This is a genomic window from Wolbachia endosymbiont (group A) of Melitta haemorrhoidalis (assembly GCF_964273365.1).
Taxonomy (GTDB): Bacteria; Pseudomonadota; Alphaproteobacteria; order Rickettsiales; family Anaplasmataceae; genus Wolbachia; species Wolbachia pipientis.
Genome location: NZ_OZ187004.1, coordinates 804604 through 820010 on the forward strand (window position 1 = coordinate 804604; position 15407 = coordinate 820010).

A 15407-nucleotide genomic window follows, 5' to 3' on the forward strand; every position below is an offset into this window, starting at 1 on the left:
GCTAAATTTACCACTTTAATAGACTTTAGCATAAAGAAGTTGAACATTTCTTCAGAATTGTGTATAATTGTTAACGTCCTATAGGTTTACTTATTATGGCTCTTTCTAAATTTCTTGACCCCAAAAATGATATATCGTTCAAGCGTATCTTTGGTACTGAAAAAAATAAGGATATTCTTATTCACTTCCTCAATGATATCCTTGGCTTCACTGGTAAAAATGAAATAAAGGATATAGAGTTTTTAAGTACTATTCAAGACCCTGATATCGCCGCTAAAAAGCAAAGTATTGTTGATGTTCTCTGCAGAGATGAAAATGGACTGCAAGTGATCGTCGAAATGCAGGTCGCTAAAACTAAAGGCTTCGAGAAACGTGCTCAGTACTATGCTGCTAAAGCTTATTCAAGACAAGCTGACAAGGGTGATCAATACCATGACCTTAAGGAAATTATCTTTATTGCTATAGCAGATTGTATCTTGTTTCCCGATAAGTCTGAGTATAAATCAAAGCATACTATTCGGGATGAAGACACTAATGAACATGATTTAAAAGATTTCTACTTTATATTTATTGAATTGCCAAAATTTCCAAAAACTAAGGAAGATCAGTTGGAGAATATAGTTGAAAAGTGGGCCTATTTCTTTAGGTATGCAGAGGAAACCAGTGAAGAGGAGCTGGAAAAAATAATAGGGAGTGATTTTATAATCAAAAAAGCCTATGAAGAGCTAAATAGATTTAACTGGTCAGAGAAAGAATTTATTGCCTACGAACAGGAAATAAAACGTATTCTTGATGAACAGGCTGTCCTCGCTCAAAGACTCGATGATGCTACTGAACAAGGCAAAAAAATTGGTAAAGAGGAAGGAAAAATTGAAGGAAAAGTTGAAGTAGCAAAAACAATGCTGGCTAATAATGTTGATATTGACACTATTGTCAAGTTTACTGGTCTTTCTATAAGTGAGATAAAAGAATTGCAGAAAGTTTAATAACTTATAGATTCTTCTAAAGAAATTACCTTATTTGAAATTTACTTGACGCTTATAGTTTTTTGAGCATAGCCTTTTATGTTAGGTTCAAAGAAGACTGAATAGGCTGCTCCACACTTTCTACTTTCTCTAGCGTCGTATTCGGCTTTAGGACATCATACAACGCATAACTCACACAAGATAATCCAACAATTCCCACAACCGCTGCTACTACAGGCATTTTCATGATATACAATGCAACACCGCTTGCCAATAACACTGCACCAACAACACCAGCCAGGATTGCTTGCCTTTGTTGCGTTAACGGTTTATCTTTTTCGTCTGTAGCATCAAAACATGGTTCAGCGGAAGATGGGCTGTCAGCTCTATCAACGGAAGTTGGCTCTACAGTAGTTTCTATTTGCGCTTTTTCGCTGTTTTCACATATAGGTTGAAGATCTTCACTATTTATATTACATAATTTAGTGTCAGTTTCTGTAAACTGTATTGGTTTGCTTTTTTATTTCAACTTTAACTTCCTCAACATCTGCCGGCATCTCCATATCAGCTCCTTTTGCGGTAGTGGTACCTTTTTTATTTCTAAGCTTTTCAGCAATATCTTTCCATATTTTTTTCGGTGTTCTCATAATGTTTTTCTCCTATTGTTTTTATAAATTAAGATCATAAAATTTCTCTAACTGTTCACTCCACAGCATCGGTATTTCCCTTAAATCAACTAACCGCAAATTACTTGGTTGTCTCCCATTTACTATGTCTTCTTTGATCTTTGGTGCTAAATAATTTAATCTTAAAATTTGTTGTATGCGCCTTGTACCTATATTAATTTTAACGCTCAGCTCTTTCACACTTCTATATTTTCCTTCTTCTAGCTGCCGTTTCCATAGGTGAGCTCTCACCACTGCTTTCAGTAGTGCATTATTTGTTTTTCCTTCTGGTTCCACTACTGTGCATTTGTTTCCTTTCTTCTTTAAATTCATTGGTATAAATTTTTCCTCTGACTCAGAACCTGTCTTGAAAGGAGTTAAGCAGCTAATTTAGTAAGCATAGAAGTAATCATATTAAATAAGATATTGTTTTTTGAAGTAAGAGGAGAATGCTCGTAATCCTTGCTCATGCGTCTAAAATTGGAAAGCCAAGCAAAGGTTCGTTCTACAATCCAACGTTTAGGAATAACCTGAAATCCTGTATCAACCAATTTCTTGGTAATCGTTAGCAAACATCCAGTTTCCAACAAACATCGATTTTGTAATTTACCTTTGTATCCTTGATCAGCAAAAAACTTACGTAATGTTGGAGCTTTGCATTTAGCTTGAATAAAAAGATTGGTAGCACCATCACGATCCTGAATGCTTGCGCTGTGTACCTCTGCAGTAATTACAAGACCTAGTGTATCTACAATAATATGGCGTTTTCTACCCTTTATTTTTTTACCGGCATCATATCCTCTTGATCCCCTTTTTGAGTCGTTTTCACTGATTGACTGTCAATTATACCTACTGAAGGTGTTTCATTTTTACCAACCATTTTTCTTACCTCTTTTACTAGCATGTCATGTATTTTTTTCAATTTTCCATTATTACGCCACCTGATAAAATAGTCATACACCGTTTTCCATGGGGGAAAATCCTTTGGTAGCATTCTCCACTGGCAACCACCCCTCATTATATACCTTATTGCATTAATAATTGTTCTGATGTTATGTTTTCTTGGTCGTCCTATCGCTCCTTGTGCAACATAGGGCTCTAAAATTTCCCATTCCTTGTCACTTATATCACTTGGATACAATTTACCCTCCTATTTTTTGCTTACCTCATCATACTCTTTTCTTTATTCCCTTTCAAGACAGGTTCTCAGAACACACCTCTATTCCATCTTCTCTTACCCACACTGTTTTTATTAATTTCTTCACTGCTTCTTTCTGTTTTCCAAAACTTAAATTTTCCCATTTTTCTTTTTTTGCCCCTTTTTCCCAATTCTCATATAAGCATTCCGCTCTCTTCATTACTTCTTTTTCCACTTCTCCGGCTACTACTGTTCGGTTCATCGACTCGCAACCTTTTCCTCTTAAATGGTTATTGCATATATAATATCGATACCTTTTATTTTCTTTTTTTGAGTATGTCAGCGTCATGTTTACTTTGCAGCATCTGCATCTTATCATCCCCTTTAGTAGCGCCTCTTCATATTTTTTGCCTCGATATGGCTGATTCTTTATTAATTCCTGTGCCTTTTGCCATTTTTCTTCTTCTATTATTGCCTCATGCTTTCCTTTATACTGCTTCTCATAATGCCGTATTTTTCCCATATATATCGGATTTGTTATTATTCTCCTCACTGTGGCCTTTTTAAAGATATCTGATTTTGCTTTCGTTCGGTACCCTTGGCTATTTAACTCTCTTGCTAATCCTGCCATTGACTTCAGCTCCATATACCTCTCAAATATATGCTTTATTATTTTTGCTTCTTTTTCATTTATTATTAATTCCTTATCTTTTGTATCATAACCAAGTGGTGGATTCCCTCCCATCCATAATCCTTCCTCTTTCGATGTTGCTATTTTATTTTTTACTCTCTCTACTATCATTTCTCTTTCTAGTTGCGCTGCTCCTGATAGCACTGTTTGCACAAATTTTCCCATTGGTGTGTTGTTATCAAATATCTGTGTTACTGCTACAAAACTTATCCGGTGTCTCCTAAAAAATGACGTTACTTCTATGCTGTCTTTTGTCTCTCTTGATAACCTATCTAGCGTATATACCACTACGCAATCTATTTCTCCTGCTGCTATATCCTTTAATAATTCCTTTATCGCTGGCCTATTTAAATTGCTTCCCGAATATCCTCCATCGTCATATCTTTTTGGTAATATTGCCCACCCTTCTTTGCTTTTTATATACTTTTCACATGCTACTCGTTGCGCATCAAGACTATTAAACTTTTGTTCTAGCCCGTCCTCATTTGATTTTCTCGTATATATGGCACATCTTATCTCTTTACACATTTTTTTTCTCCTTTTCACGCATACCGAATAAGAGCGGTCCGTTGTAACTCATTCCCATTATTTTCCCGGCTACTGCTGATAATGATGTATAAAACTCTTCTCGGTAGATCAAACCAGTATTTGTTACCATTACAACGTGGACTTCTTCTCCTCTCTCTAATATCAACTCTGTTCCCTCTACTGGCAGTTTATCGCTACTTATCCTTTTTCCCTTCTCTAGTCGATCTGCTAGATATTCTAGTCTGTTTGCCCCTTTTCTTGACATTTCTCCATACGCTTTCTCCTGCAACCTATACGCCAATCTTGGTATCAAATATTTCTTTGAGTTTCTAGGCGCTTCTTCCACAAAGACCTTCCTCCATATTTTTCTCAGCTCTTCCAACGCTTTTTTCTCTAAATTCAATACTTTCTTTTCTATTCCTTCCATCCTAGCTTCTGAATTTAAAAAAAAGTTGCGGCTCATAGCACTTTCTCATCCACAGTTTCTAGCTCTTCCTTTGCCACTATCACACCTGCTGCCGGATACAACCCTTATTTTTTCTATGAACTCTCTCTGTTTATTTGCGATTTTTACGTTCTCTAACACTTCTTTTATCTCTTTATTATTTCTCGCATAATCCATTGGGGTCTTGCCAAATTTATCTTTTTGTTCCACATTCCCTCCCGCTTTTACTAGCTCTTCTACTATTTTTATCTCTGCTACCATGCACGCAAGGTGTAACGCGGCAAATTTGCTACTTCGTTCCACTGCGTTTACATCGACTCCTGCCTTTATCAGCTCTTTTGTATTTTCTAGACGTTGCCCCATCACTGCTAGGTGTAGTGGTCTATATTTCCCGGCATCTGCTGCATCTACATCTGCTCCCTTTTTGATTAATAATTTCACTTTTTTCGGATCTGGCATTCCCACCGCGTAATGTAGTATCGTCCTTCCTTTTGTGTCTTTTTTGTTAATATTTTCTATTGAGTTATCTAATACTTCTTTCCACGACTTATTAAATTCTTCTCTTTCTTTCTTACTAAATTTTACCATAAGTTCCTCAGCTATTAATGCAATATAAAGTGGCTCCAATTTGGCTCACTTTAGCGCTTAGCAAATCTTATTTGTTTACTAGCTACTTTTTCACTTAGGGCTGTTTTGGCATAAAAAGCAAGTTTTTTTTTACAAAATATACACATTTTTTCCGCATATTATATTAAGATATAAATCTATATGTTTAATCTGTTAAATCTACCTCCTGCTGTTGTAATTCATTTACGTTTCGTTTCTCCATTATCTCCTCTATTGCCTTGTTTGCTTCTCCATACATCACCGCCACATCTCTCATATTCACTCCCCTTTTCTCTAGAAAATTCGTTACCTTCTGGTAAATCTTCGCATAGTTTAGTGGACTACATCCAAATTTATCTACTGTATCAAGATCTCCTCCCGCCTTCATTAACTCTTCTATTGTTCCTTTCCTCCCTGCTAAACAGGCTAAGTGTAGTGGTACTGCTTTGTTGTTCGACTTTGCATTTACCTCGGCTCCTTTCTCTATCAGTGCTTTCACATTCTTTCTCTTTCCTAAAAATGCTGCTAGGTGCAACGGTGTCTCGCCTCTATTGTTTCTATCGTTTATACCTGCACCTTTTTCTATTAATAACTTTATTACTTCTGGGTTTGACACTTGTGCTGCTCGGTGCAATGCCGTACAACCACCTGAATCTTTTCCTTTTATGTTTTCTTCTGATATTGCTTTCAGTAACTTATCAAAAGCATTTTTTGTTTCTTTGTTAAACTTTACCATAATATACCTCAACTATCTATCTTTCATCAAATTCTTTAATCATAGTGTTCATCTTGCCCACCACCCTGCTTATTACGTTGTTAAAATCTTCTATTATTAGCGACTCATCTCTTTTTCTTATTTCTTCTAAACTTACTACTTTTCCTTTTAACTTCGGTAAAAATTTTCTACTCCATACATCTACCATTTCTCCAACTGATTCCACTACTTCATCGCATATTTTTGGTGTATCTCTTACTATACCTCCTTGCTTTTCCAGAAATTTCCTTGCCTCTTTATTCTTTTCATTGTCCAATAGCCAATACATTGGTGTACAACCAAATTTACTCTGTTGATTAATTGCCGCTCCTGCTTTCACCAACACTTTTATTATACTTTCTGCTCCTACCATACATGCAAGATGTAGTGCTGTATGTTTACTACCATACTCTATAGCGTTTATTTCCGCTCCTGACCTTGTCAGCTCTTTTACGTTTTCTAGACGTTTCGCTAATGCTCCCCAGTGTAACGGTGTAAAACCCTTGTTATCTCTCGCATTGACATCCGCTCCTTTCCTGACTAGAAAACTTACTTTTTTTCTTGTCGACATTTTTGCTGCCTTGTGCAGTATTGTTTCACCTTTTTCGTCTTTTTCATTAATATTCTTAAACGAGTTATCTAATAATTCATAAAATGACTTATTAAAAGCTTCTCTCTTTTCCTTGCTAAACCTCATTACACACCTCACTATAAAAACATACGCCAATTTGGCTCTCTTTAGTGCAAGATCAATTTTTTTTGTTTACTTGCTACTATTTAAGTTATGCGTGTTTTAGTATAAAAAGGCAAGTCTTTTTTCGCGTAGTACACCTTTTTTAACTAAATACTAATATAGTATATGAAGATATAAATACATATGTTTAGTATATTAAGCATATGGGCTGTCTTTCTTTCCAAGACCTGTTCAAATGACGATGTTCGTGCCACGTTAGTACACCTGGGTAAAACACTAAAATGTACCTTTCTAACTCATGTATTGAATCTTTTTGTCTTGAATCTAAATCATTTTTAAAGTGAATATTGTGCTCTGCTATACCAAATCTTATAACTTTTTGGTTGGTAAAATCTTCTACCTTGTAGTGGTGAGTAACGCTAAACCTTTCTAAAATTGGCTTGTATTTTAAATTCCACAGTTGTTCAGATAGTTTGCTACTTCCCAATAAAAATTTATTCCCTTCCTCTTCTATACTAGTAACCGGAAAACATGCGTTTATTTCTCCTAAACTCCAACTGTCCGATAATACTATCTGCGCTTTAGCAAACTTAATTGCCGGTAATAAGCTCTGTGGTAAAGGGTATAGCGTTTTTAAATTATTCCACTGATGACTTCTTTCATAAATACCGTTATAATTCTTTGTGTGAGGCTCGGTTTCTCCAAGGATTGCTACATCCAAGCGATATATGTCATTGCTTAAAGCTCGTTCATAATGATCGCGTAGATAACTCTCTATAACCTCAATTAATGGACTGCTAGATCTGAAAAAGTTCACTCTTCCAAATGATAACACTGGTCCATCTTTTTCTATTTTTACCCCCGAATAGTCAGAAAGAAGATCTCCAAATAAACTCTCGTCCAATATAAATCTCTGCGCATTATAATAATCGTTAAAAATCCTCATCAATCTGGATCTTACAGGCAGTGATAGTTTTGCCAGCTCTACTACTGCATCTACGAAGAAGTCGTTTGGTACGTCTCTTATCCCTATCTGTAATTCAAAAAAGTGTTTACCGGGTGGCTCTTCAATAATTGTAATATCATCTATACTTGCCCATTTTAATGCTATTTTCAGCGATGCTGGTGTTCCTCTTAAACGCTGAAATTCTACCCCTTCTTTTATCGCTCTTCTTTTCTCTTTTGCCCAACGCAGAATCTCTTCTAGACCATATTCCTCTATTATCCATGGCAATACTTTTTCCCCTGGGCTAAATTTAAACCCTCTAATGCAACCATGGTCTACTTTGTAATCAATAGCCTCTACTAATGCTTTTTCTTGCTTTGTTGCGTTTGGCGGTAATAACATTAACTTTTACCCATTAGTTCAATATTTAAGCTTTGCAAAATAGCACACTCATTTCCCAGTACCACAACATCCTCCTTTGGCTCTATTAATTCCACGTTTTCCACTCCTTCTATAAATAGATTTGCTATAATCCACGCCCTTGTTACACTCCATCCCAATCTTTTCGTTGTTTCAAATTTTTCTATAAATCTCTTCTTCACTGTTTCAATAATGTCTGGTCTTTTAATGCTAATTTTGCTGTGGATATCTATTTCAATAATATTGCAACCAACTACTGTTATCGTATCTGTCAATACCCTTATATCATCCCTGGTGACTCGCTTTCTTACAATATCAAGTAGTTCTTCAGATGCTATGCCATTTGTGGATAACTCCGTGGATAAAATCGAGATCTCTACACTCCCTGGCACTTTTGATTCAACCAGCGCATCCTTTACTCTTCTATCTGCTGAGAGTGCTTGAAACCTATAATGCTCTTTACTTCCTCCAGTGCTTGAGCCAACTATTCTTGCCTTGATTCTTTTTCTAAATCGTTCGTCATCTTCTTCTTTTTCTCTCTCAACTCCGTAAAACTCAGCTAAACGATCTAAGTCTTCTCCTCCTGCGAACTTAAGTAAATTACTTTTTACTGCTTCATTTATTCTTTGTCTAAGCAAAAGTTCTCGCCAGGCTGCTACCTCTAAAATCTTTATTGCTGGGTCACTTTCTATTAATGCTGTAAAACTTTCATCACGACTTACTAATTCCTCTTTCATCCGAGAAAAAATCTCTTCAAAGTTCAGTGGTTCGATAATATTTGGCTGCTCCATCTTTATACTACAATTTCTTCAAAATGAATATTTTTCCCATTTGGTAGATAAATCCCATCCAAAGAAATTGTGACTTTCCCTTCTTTTACTTCTGTGATTTTTACCTTTTCGAGTTTGAACCTTGTTTCCCACTTTTGTAGTGCTTTCGCTGTTGCCGCATAAATTTCTAACGTAAAATCTCTATTTATTGGCCGATCAATTAACTCAGATAACCTTGAGCCATAGTTCCTACGCATGATTCTGCTGCCTATCGGAGTGGTTAAAATATTAACTATTGATTGCTTTAAATGTTCTATTCCTTCAAGCTCTTTCCCAGTATTAACGTCCATTCCTCGCATAAACACGTTGCCTTTTATGTTATATCTGTTTAATCATTTTCTTCTTAGTACTTGCGTATTTTTCACGAGCTATAGAGATAGCTTTTCTCAACTTCTCCTCAAGGATTTCCTTAGGAGGCAACTGTGTTAAATACTGCGCAACATGAATATTAGATCCTTCAAGCTCCAGGTATTCTATATCTTCTTGATCCTTATCAGCACATAAAATAATCCCTAGGGGTTTTTCTTCATCTGGTTTTCGTTCATTTTTATCTAACCAATTTAAGTACCATTCCATCTGTCCTTTATAAGCTGGTTCAAATCGACCAATTTTTAGTTCTATTGCAATAAGGCGCCTTAATCCCCTATGAAAAAATAGCAAGTCTAAATACCTATCAATTCTTTCGGTACTCATCCTTTTTTGACGTGTCACAAAACAAAAATCATTACCAAACTCTTGTAAAAATTTTGTCAATTCATCCAAAATCGTATTTTCTAGATCAGTCTCACTATGACTTGATGGCAATTCCACAAAGTTAAGGAAGTATGGATCGTGAAAAATGAATTCGGGGGCTAACGTATTTTCTTCACGTAACTGTTTGATGCTTTGTCTTATGAAGTCCTCAGGTTTTTTTGCTAGTGCTGTACGTTCATACAACATGGTATCGATTCTACTACGTAGTGCTCTAACACTCCATCTTTCAATACGACACATTTCTAAATAGTAGCTACGCTTCAAGTCATCAGAAATTGCAATAATTTCTACAAAATGTGACCAACTCAATTGTTGTGACAGTGTCGCGACAATTTCTTGATCAGGAAAGAATTTAGAAAATTGCACCATACGAAATAATGAAGCTCTATCAAATCCACGTCCATATTTAATCTGAAGTTCTTTTGCAAGTTGGAAGATGATTTGCTTCCCATAATCTGCACGTTTGTGCTTTAGGATATCTTGATCAATTCTGGAGCCAATTTCCCAGTTTAACAATACTAGAGTAGAATTGAATTGAACAGAAAGATGATTCTTTGCTCTATCTATTAAATTACTAACGTCTCCTAATAGGCTAGTAGTTATATCCATGTTCATAATTTTACTTTTGGTAAGTATAGCACATGGTTTATTTTTATTCTGAAAAAACATTACTACTTCCTCTTATTACTTTAAACCCACAAGATACTGAATCCCCAACTCTTCCTATACCATGACCATTAGCAAACACTGTTTTTGACCCTTGTGCCATTACCTTACCTTCTGTAAAACTATCTCCTTGCCGACAAACAGGTTTATCGTTTATAAACACATCTCTACTTCCTCCTATGCAAAAATGCGGCAATGCTTCTCCACAGTAATCACCCAAACGTACAACTGCTTTAGCCATATCAATTAAGATTAATTGTAAAAGACAAGATTTGATCTGACAGACAAGAATTAACTGACAGAAGAATTGAGGTAGTCAAAACTAATATCAGGCTCTTGTGTAATGCTACTAATATTTTTCTGAAAAGCAATATATTTGCTATCAAGAAAAGTTTGCATAGGCGTTTTGCCATAGCAATATTTACCCGAGTGAGGTCTTGTCTCATTATAAGAACGCAACCAATGATCAACATCAATCTGTAGATCTTCCAAAGAACTGTAGATTTTCTTTCTAAAGATGATATTGTAACACTCATCTTGCATGGTTCTATGAAACCTTTCACATATGCCATTAGTCTGTGGAGAGTTGGCTTTAGTTCTAGAATGATCGATGTTTTCTATGCCCAAATAAAGCTGATAAGCGTGATTTTCGGGCTTGCCACAATACTCCGTACCCCTATCAGTTAAAATGCGTAATAATGGAATTTTCTGCTCATCAAAAAATGGAATAACTCTATCGTTGAGAAGATCTGCAGCTGTAATAGCTGTTCTGTCCGTGTAAAGTTTAACCATTGCAACTCTGGAATAAGTATCAACAAAAGTTTGCTGATAAATGCGCCCTATACCTTTGATATTGCCCACATAATAGGTATCTTGAGAACCCAAATAACCTGGATGTTGCGTCTCAATTTCACCATGAGCTTCCCTTTGTTCTTTCACTTTTTCTAAAGCTGCAAGTTGTTCTTCAGTTAAAATGATTCCGTCTTGAGCTACTTTTGTCTCTAGTGCTTTAAGTCTCTTTTTGAGAGTTTCAAGGTCATTTCTTAGCCATACAGACCTTACTCCTCCCTGAGAAATTATTATACCTCTTTTTCTCAGTTCATTTGCAGCTCTTTCTTGCCCATATGCTGGAAATTCTGTTGCTATACTAATCACTGCTCTTTCTATATCGTCGGAAACTCTGTTTGCTAATAGCGGTTTTTTCTTACTTATTTCATGTAATGCTTCCTCTCCTCCATTTTCATATAACTCCTTAAAGCGATAAAATGTATCTCTTGAGTATCCCATCACTTTGCATGCTTGAGACACATTTCCTAGTTGTTTTGCTAGTTCTAATAATCCTAGCTTTGGTTTTAATATTTTTGTCTGTATTGTACTCATATCTAACACTCCTTTATTTTTATTATTTTTAACTTACTTTTTTAAAGTGTCAGGTCAAGTCTTATTTAATACAAGATGATCAACTAAAAGTGTCGCTTACAAACGAAATAAGAAAGCGCAATATGGTTGAACCAGGGTCATTACCTTTCTTGTTTGGTGTGCTCAGTAGAAAAAATAATTACTATGGTGACGGAGCTTTCACAACTGAATTAGGTCAATGGAGCAGCGATATAACAAAAACCGACTATATGTTGCAATTACTTGCGGGTAGCCATACATACGATACAAGTTACGTTAGTTTTTATCGGCCAAGACAATTGAGTTTTATAGAGGGAAACAAAGGTACATTTATTTACGGAGAGTCATATACAAGCAGTGACTCCACGAGTCGTAATCAGATATATTACTACCCGTATGCTGCACTTGGAGTAATGTTTGTAAAAAACACCACAAGTAGGGATATAACAAGAACATTAAACTTTGTTGGTACATCTTTTTGGAGTTCAGGATATGAAGGAGCAGGAGCATTTGTGGGAACGCCAGATAATACCAATGCTAGTAAATCAAGAATTTCGAAAATAGTGTGGAAAAATGTTTACAAATACATGAGTTCGAGTAGCAGATTTGCTGCATCTGGTAATGTAGAAATTCCAGCAGGAAAAACTGTTGCAGTGTTACTGTATACATCATCTTATCTAGATAGCAGAGGAAAAGTTAGTGAAGGTATGCTTTCAGGTGATGTATATATCTATGGTCAGTTTATCCAGTGGGGGATTTATAACATACGTAACAACTTTTTAACTGCAGGGCTTGAAGTAGATGTAGAGAGGACACTAAGAGCGTGGCAATGTCCAGGATTAGATGCCACCCACAAAATCTGGAATTGATACCAGAAAACGGAGAAAACCAATGCCAATTTATATTCATTTTGAAAATAACAAACAAGTAGAAACAACAACGCTTGAAAGTAAGCCAACAGGGAATGATTGGTATGAAGCGCCAAAGAATTTTGATTGGCAAAAGAGCTATTGTCTAACAAAGGGGGGAAAAATTGTTGAACGGAGTCAAGAAGATATTGAGTTGGAATTATTGGAAAATGCGAAACTTTCTGCACTTTCTAGTCTTCGTGCTTATTATAATAACTATACTCACCAATACGCAGGAGCTTCTCATCAGAAGTCTAAGTCGTATGAGATACAAGCGAAAGCCGCAGAGAACATTTTAGCAGCACCAGAATCTATAGATGAAAAAGATGCAGAAATCGTAGAACCTTTAGCAAAAGTCCGTGATATTCCGATTGTTGAAATGGCAAGAATAATTCAGGAAAAAGCCAAAAAAGCAGTAAAAGCAATAATCAAATGTGAAGAGCTTGAAGATTTAGCCAAGAAGAAAATCAAGGAAATCAAAGATAAAGAAGAGTTGCAGAATTGTCTCAACGATTTTAAACAAAAAATGCAAAAGGTTTTAGAAAGCTAAAAAAGAAACCTTTTCTCTATCCACTTTCCGAAATTCAACATTACAAGGAGAAAAATGACAGAACAGTTTTTACATGGGGTAAATGTTATTGAGATTACCTCTGGAGCAAAAACAGTACGAACAGCTAAATCATCAGTGATAGGTGTAATTGGTACTGCTCCGGAAGCTGACGGGCAAAAGTTTCCACTCAATAGTCCAGTATTAATAGCAGGAAGCTTAAAAGAGGCAGCAAAACTTGGGAAAAGTGGAACACTACCTTCTGCAGTAAATGGAATATTTTCCCAGGTTGGTGCAACAGTAGTAGTGATTAGAGTTGAGGACAGTGATGAGGAAGAGACGCTCAGCAATGTAATTGGAGGAGTTGATGAAGAAATTGGGGAATATCAAGGCATTCAAGCATTCTTAAGCAGTGAAAGTATAGTCCATGTTGCCCCAAGAATACTAATTGCACCTCAGTTTACTCATCAATTGCCTGGAGATGCTGGAAACCCAGTGGTTAGCGCTTTAATTCCTATAGCAGAAAAGCTAAGAGCAATAATAGTAGCAGATGGTCCAAATACCAATGATGAAGAAGCAATAAAGTGGAGAAAAAGTGTAGGCAGTAGCAGAGTTTACGTAGTTGATCCTTGGGTAAAAGTGTTTAACAATGGAAAAGAAGAAACTTTGCCGTCTAGCCCATTTGTAGCCGGTTTAATAGCCAAAGTAGATAGTGAACAAGGATTTTGGCAATCACCTTCAAATAAAGAGATAAATGGTATTGTTGGGACAAGTAGGGCTATTGATTTTACCTTAGGTGATACAAGTTGTAGAGCAAATTACTTAAATGAAAATGAAGTAACAACGATAATCCACCAAAATGGCTACAGACTATGGGGAAATAGAACATGTTCAAACGATGAAGGATGGGCTTTTTTGTCAGTAAGGCGTACTGCAGATCTAATCAATGATAGTCTACTTCGGGCTCATCTATGGGCAGTTGATCGAAATATCACCAAAACTTATATAGATGATGTGATTGAGGGGGTGAATTCTTATCTTGCGCATTTGAAAGCACAGGGAGCAATTACCAGTGGAAGATGTTATGAAACTCCAGAGCTCAACACCCCAGCAAACATTGCAAGCGGGAAAGTGTATTTTGACTTTGAATTTAATACATCTTATCCAGCCGAACACGTTACTTTTAGATCTCATTTAGCAAATACTTTAAAAGGCTTCTAAACAAAATTCAACAAATAAACGAGGAGAAAAATGCTGCCAAAAATCTTAAAGAATTTTAACGTATTCGTTGATGGTAGAGGTTACGCAGGAAAAATAGATGAAGTAACCTTGCCAAAACTTACCATAAAAACTGAAGAATATAGAGCTGGTGGTATGGATATTCCAATAAATATCGATATGGGGATGGAGAAACTTGAAGCTGATTTTACTTTTGCCGAATATGATTCAGAGCTTTTTAGGCTATTTGGCCTCATAGATGGGAATTCGGTTTCTTTGACGCTAAGGGGCGGATTACAAGGCAGTGGAAGCAATGATATCGAAGGAGTAATTATCAACCTTAGGGGAATATTCAGAGAATTTGATTTTGGCAGTTGGAAACCGGCAGAAAAAGCAACGCTGAAGTGTACCGTAGCTGCGCATTATTACAAACTTACTATCGGTGCTAGAGAACTTATCGAAATCGATGCTGAGAATATGATTCGCAAGATTAATGGTGTTGATCAAATGGCTTTGTTACAAACGATTTTAGGAATCTGATATAGTTTACATGTTTTTTTATTGAAAAATTTAGAGAAATGTTGTATAATTATCGTGGTATATTTTGGTAAAACATATGGCAGACTTAGGAATTAACATAGCACTTGACCCAAAAACTTCATATCACCTTACTAGATTAGCTGAAGTTACCAAGGAGCCTATTCAAGAATTAGCAAAAAGGCTAATCATAGAAGGAATTGAATGTGAGATAGAGGAGATTGCGTTATCTGACACTGTCAAGGAGAGTGATGTTCCAGGCGCAGAAACAATTAAGTATGAAGACTTCAAGAGGGGATAAAGTATTTACGAAATTGAACTCTTAAAGAGGTATGCTAAAAAGGATTTTCCAGCTTTACCAGAAGAAATAAGATTGGATATTGAAGAAGCTATAGAAAAGGAACTTAAAGTTAACCCAAATAAAGCTGGTAAACCATTACGTGGCAAGTTACGAGGATATAGAAGACTGAGATTTGATAACTATCGCCTTATCTATCGTGTGAATATTCCAAAACGCAAAGTGTTTCTCGTTACAGCAGGACATAGAGATAACATTTATAAACGGGCAGGATTGTTAGACTTACTACCAAAACTTTAAATATATTTTTTATTGAAAAAATTTAGAAAAAGGGTGTTGCCATTCCAATAAAACACAAAGCTATAGGACCATAATCACAATAAAGAAATTAGTTATGTAA

18 protein-coding genes and 3 pseudogenes are annotated in these 15407 nt (G+C 35.9%); 7 read left to right on the plus strand and 14 right to left on the minus strand.

All coding sequences use genetic code 11. The annotated features are described in order from the left end of the window. The first annotated feature begins 95 nt into the window (after positions 1 to 95). Positions 96 to 986, plus strand: coding sequence for an Rpn family recombination-promoting nuclease/putative transposase (locus ACICPZ_RS04145; protein WP_264373951.1), 891 nt, complete (start codon positions 96 to 98; stop codon positions 984 to 986). A 467-nt stretch (positions 987 to 1453) separates the two neighbouring features. On the opposite strand, the gene ACICPZ_RS04150 is transcribed toward ACICPZ_RS04145, so the two are convergent. The 14 genes and pseudogenes from ACICPZ_RS04150 to ACICPZ_RS04215 form a co-directional block, all read right to left on the minus strand. After that, positions 1454 to 1612, minus strand: a complete 159-nt coding sequence (locus tag ACICPZ_RS04150) for a hypothetical protein (protein ID WP_209472999.1) — start codon at positions 1610 to 1612, stop codon at positions 1454 to 1456. Between the two features lie 21 nt (positions 1613 to 1633). Then, positions 1634 to 1981 (minus strand): annotated as a pseudogene (locus tag ACICPZ_RS04155) (recombinase family protein); the annotation flags it as partial. Between the two features lie 26 nt (positions 1982 to 2007). Then, a protein-coding gene (locus ACICPZ_RS04160; protein ID WP_156518237.1) for an IS5 family transposase occupies positions 2008 to 2771 on the minus strand; the annotation gives its coding sequence in 2 pieces (ribosomal slippage) (positions 2008 to 2417 and positions 2417 to 2771; 765 coding nt in all). Between the two features lie 61 nt (positions 2772 to 2832). Further along, a pseudogene (locus tag ACICPZ_RS04165) lies at positions 2833 to 3987 on the minus strand (recombinase family protein); the annotation flags it as partial. After that, a complete protein-coding gene (locus ACICPZ_RS04170; RefSeq protein ID WP_264373950.1) occupies positions 3980 to 4414 on the minus strand; it encodes a DUF2924 domain-containing protein in 435 nt (144 codons plus the stop codon). The gene ACICPZ_RS04170 and the pseudogene ACICPZ_RS04165, both read right to left, overlap by 8 nt. A gap of 45 nt (positions 4415 to 4459) precedes the next feature. After that, positions 4460 to 5020 carry an ankyrin repeat domain-containing protein gene (locus tag ACICPZ_RS04175; protein WP_065106771.1) on the minus strand — a complete coding sequence of 187 codons (561 nt, stop codon included), beginning with the start codon at positions 5018 to 5020 and terminating at the stop codon, positions 4460 to 4462. A gap of 184 nt (positions 5021 to 5204) precedes the next feature. Further along, entirely contained in the window at positions 5205 to 5774 is a 570-nt protein-coding gene (locus ACICPZ_RS04180; protein ID WP_264373949.1) for an ankyrin repeat domain-containing protein, read from the minus strand. 16 nt (positions 5775 to 5790) lie between these two features. Then, positions 5791 to 6489 carry an ankyrin repeat domain-containing protein gene (locus ACICPZ_RS04185; protein WP_264373948.1) on the minus strand — a complete coding sequence of 233 codons (699 nt, stop codon included), beginning with the start codon at positions 6487 to 6489 and terminating at the stop codon, positions 5791 to 5793. A 184-nt stretch (positions 6490 to 6673) separates the two neighbouring features. Further along, positions 6674 to 7834, minus strand: coding sequence for a phage tail protein (locus tag ACICPZ_RS04190; protein WP_264373947.1), 1161 nt, complete (start codon positions 7832 to 7834; stop codon positions 6674 to 6676). After that, a complete protein-coding gene (locus ACICPZ_RS04195) occupies positions 7834 to 8643 on the minus strand; it encodes a baseplate J/gp47 family protein (RefSeq protein WP_264373946.1) in 810 nt (269 codons plus the stop codon). Before ACICPZ_RS04195 ends, ACICPZ_RS04190 begins: the two co-directional genes overlap by 1 nt. Before the next feature lie 2 nt (positions 8644 to 8645). Then, positions 8646 to 8981 carry a GPW/gp25 family protein gene (locus tag ACICPZ_RS04200; protein WP_264373945.1) on the minus strand — a complete coding sequence of 112 codons (336 nt, stop codon included), beginning with the start codon at positions 8979 to 8981 and terminating at the stop codon, positions 8646 to 8648. 19 nt (positions 8982 to 9000) lie between these two features. Continuing rightward, entirely contained in the window at positions 9001 to 10104 is a 1104-nt protein-coding gene (locus tag ACICPZ_RS04205; protein WP_264373944.1) for a YhcG family protein, read from the minus strand. Next, positions 10088 to 10342: a PAAR domain-containing protein gene (locus ACICPZ_RS04210; protein WP_264373943.1), complete on the minus strand. Its 255-nt coding sequence runs from the start codon at positions 10340 to 10342 to the stop codon at positions 10088 to 10090. Before ACICPZ_RS04210 ends, ACICPZ_RS04205 begins: the two co-directional genes overlap by 17 nt. 50 nt (positions 10343 to 10392) lie before the next feature. Continuing rightward, complete coding sequence (locus ACICPZ_RS04215) at positions 10393 to 11481, minus strand: IS481-like element ISWpi2 family transposase (protein ID WP_264373697.1); 1089 nt, start codon at positions 11479 to 11481, stop codon at positions 10393 to 10395. Between the two features lie 71 nt (positions 11482 to 11552). On the opposite strand from ACICPZ_RS04215, the pseudogene ACICPZ_RS04220 reads away from it, so the two are divergent. The 6 genes and pseudogenes from ACICPZ_RS04220 to ACICPZ_RS04245 all read left to right on the plus strand — a co-directional run. Further along, positions 11553 to 12368: pseudogene (locus tag ACICPZ_RS04220) on the plus strand (hypothetical protein); the annotation flags it as partial. 22 nt (positions 12369 to 12390) lie between these two features. Next, on the plus strand, positions 12391 to 12957 hold the full coding sequence (locus tag ACICPZ_RS04225) for a hypothetical protein (RefSeq protein ID WP_395462145.1): 567 nt from the start codon (positions 12391 to 12393) through the stop codon (positions 12955 to 12957). A gap of 54 nt (positions 12958 to 13011) precedes the next feature. Beyond that, positions 13012 to 14175 (plus strand): phage tail sheath subtilisin-like domain-containing protein, encoded by a 1164-nt coding sequence (locus ACICPZ_RS04230; RefSeq protein ID WP_395462146.1) that lies wholly within the window; start codon positions 13012 to 13014, stop codon positions 14173 to 14175. A 30-nt stretch (positions 14176 to 14205) separates the two neighbouring features. Then, positions 14206 to 14712 carry a phage major tail tube protein gene (locus ACICPZ_RS04235; protein ID WP_395462147.1) on the plus strand — a complete coding sequence of 169 codons (507 nt, stop codon included), beginning with the start codon at positions 14206 to 14208 and terminating at the stop codon, positions 14710 to 14712. A 76-nt stretch (positions 14713 to 14788) separates the two neighbouring features. Beyond that, positions 14789 to 15010, plus strand: a complete 222-nt coding sequence (locus tag ACICPZ_RS04240; protein WP_395462148.1) for a hypothetical protein — start codon at positions 14789 to 14791, stop codon at positions 15008 to 15010. A 12-nt stretch (positions 15011 to 15022) separates the two neighbouring features. Further along, positions 15023 to 15307, plus strand: coding sequence for a type II toxin-antitoxin system RelE/ParE family toxin (locus ACICPZ_RS04245; protein ID WP_395462165.1), 285 nt, complete (start codon positions 15023 to 15025; stop codon positions 15305 to 15307). The last annotated feature ends 100 nt before the right edge of the window (positions 15308 to 15407 follow it).

Coding starts and splice junctions, on each gene's coding strand:
- ACICPZ_RS04145 (WP_264373951.1), top strand. CDS start 96: ATGGCTCTTTCTAAATTTCTTGACCCCAAAAATGATATATCGTTCAAG.
- ACICPZ_RS04150 (WP_209472999.1), bottom strand. CDS start 1,612: ATGAGAACACCGAAAAAAATATGGAAAGATATTGCTGAAAAGCTTAGA.
- ACICPZ_RS04170 (WP_264373950.1), bottom strand. CDS start 4,414: ATGGAAGGAATAGAAAAGAAAGTATTGAATTTAGAGAAAAAAGCGTTG.
- ACICPZ_RS04175 (WP_065106771.1), bottom strand. CDS start 5,020: ATGGTAAAATTTAGTAAGAAAGAAAGAGAAGAATTTAATAAGTCGTGG.
- ACICPZ_RS04180 (WP_264373949.1), bottom strand. CDS start 5,774: ATGGTAAAGTTTAACAAAGAAACAAAAAATGCTTTTGATAAGTTACTG.
- ACICPZ_RS04185 (WP_264373948.1), bottom strand. CDS start 6,489: ATGAGGTTTAGCAAGGAAAAGAGAGAAGCTTTTAATAAGTCATTTTAT.
- ACICPZ_RS04190 (WP_264373947.1), bottom strand. CDS start 7,834: ATGTTATTACCGCCAAACGCAACAAAGCAAGAAAAAGCATTAGTAGAG.
- ACICPZ_RS04195 (WP_264373946.1), bottom strand. CDS start 8,643: ATGGAGCAGCCAAATATTATCGAACCACTGAACTTTGAAGAGATTTTT.
- ACICPZ_RS04200 (WP_264373945.1), bottom strand. CDS start 8,981: ATGCGAGGAATGGACGTTAATACTGGGAAAGAGCTTGAAGGAATAGAA.
- ACICPZ_RS04205 (WP_264373944.1), bottom strand. CDS start 10,104: ATGTTTTTTCAGAATAAAAATAAACCATGTGCTATACTTACCAAAAGT.
- ACICPZ_RS04210 (WP_264373943.1), bottom strand. CDS start 10,342: ATGGCTAAAGCAGTTGTACGTTTGGGTGATTACTGTGGAGAAGCATTG.
- ACICPZ_RS04215 (WP_264373697.1), bottom strand. CDS start 11,481: ATGAGTACAATACAGACAAAAATATTAAAACCAAAGCTAGGATTATTA.
- ACICPZ_RS04225 (WP_395462145.1), top strand. CDS start 12,391: ATGCCAATTTATATTCATTTTGAAAATAACAAACAAGTAGAAACAACA.
- ACICPZ_RS04230 (WP_395462146.1), top strand. CDS start 13,012: ATGACAGAACAGTTTTTACATGGGGTAAATGTTATTGAGATTACCTCT.
- ACICPZ_RS04235 (WP_395462147.1), top strand. CDS start 14,206: ATGCTGCCAAAAATCTTAAAGAATTTTAACGTATTCGTTGATGGTAGA.
- ACICPZ_RS04240 (WP_395462148.1), top strand. CDS start 14,789: ATGGCAGACTTAGGAATTAACATAGCACTTGACCCAAAAACTTCATAT.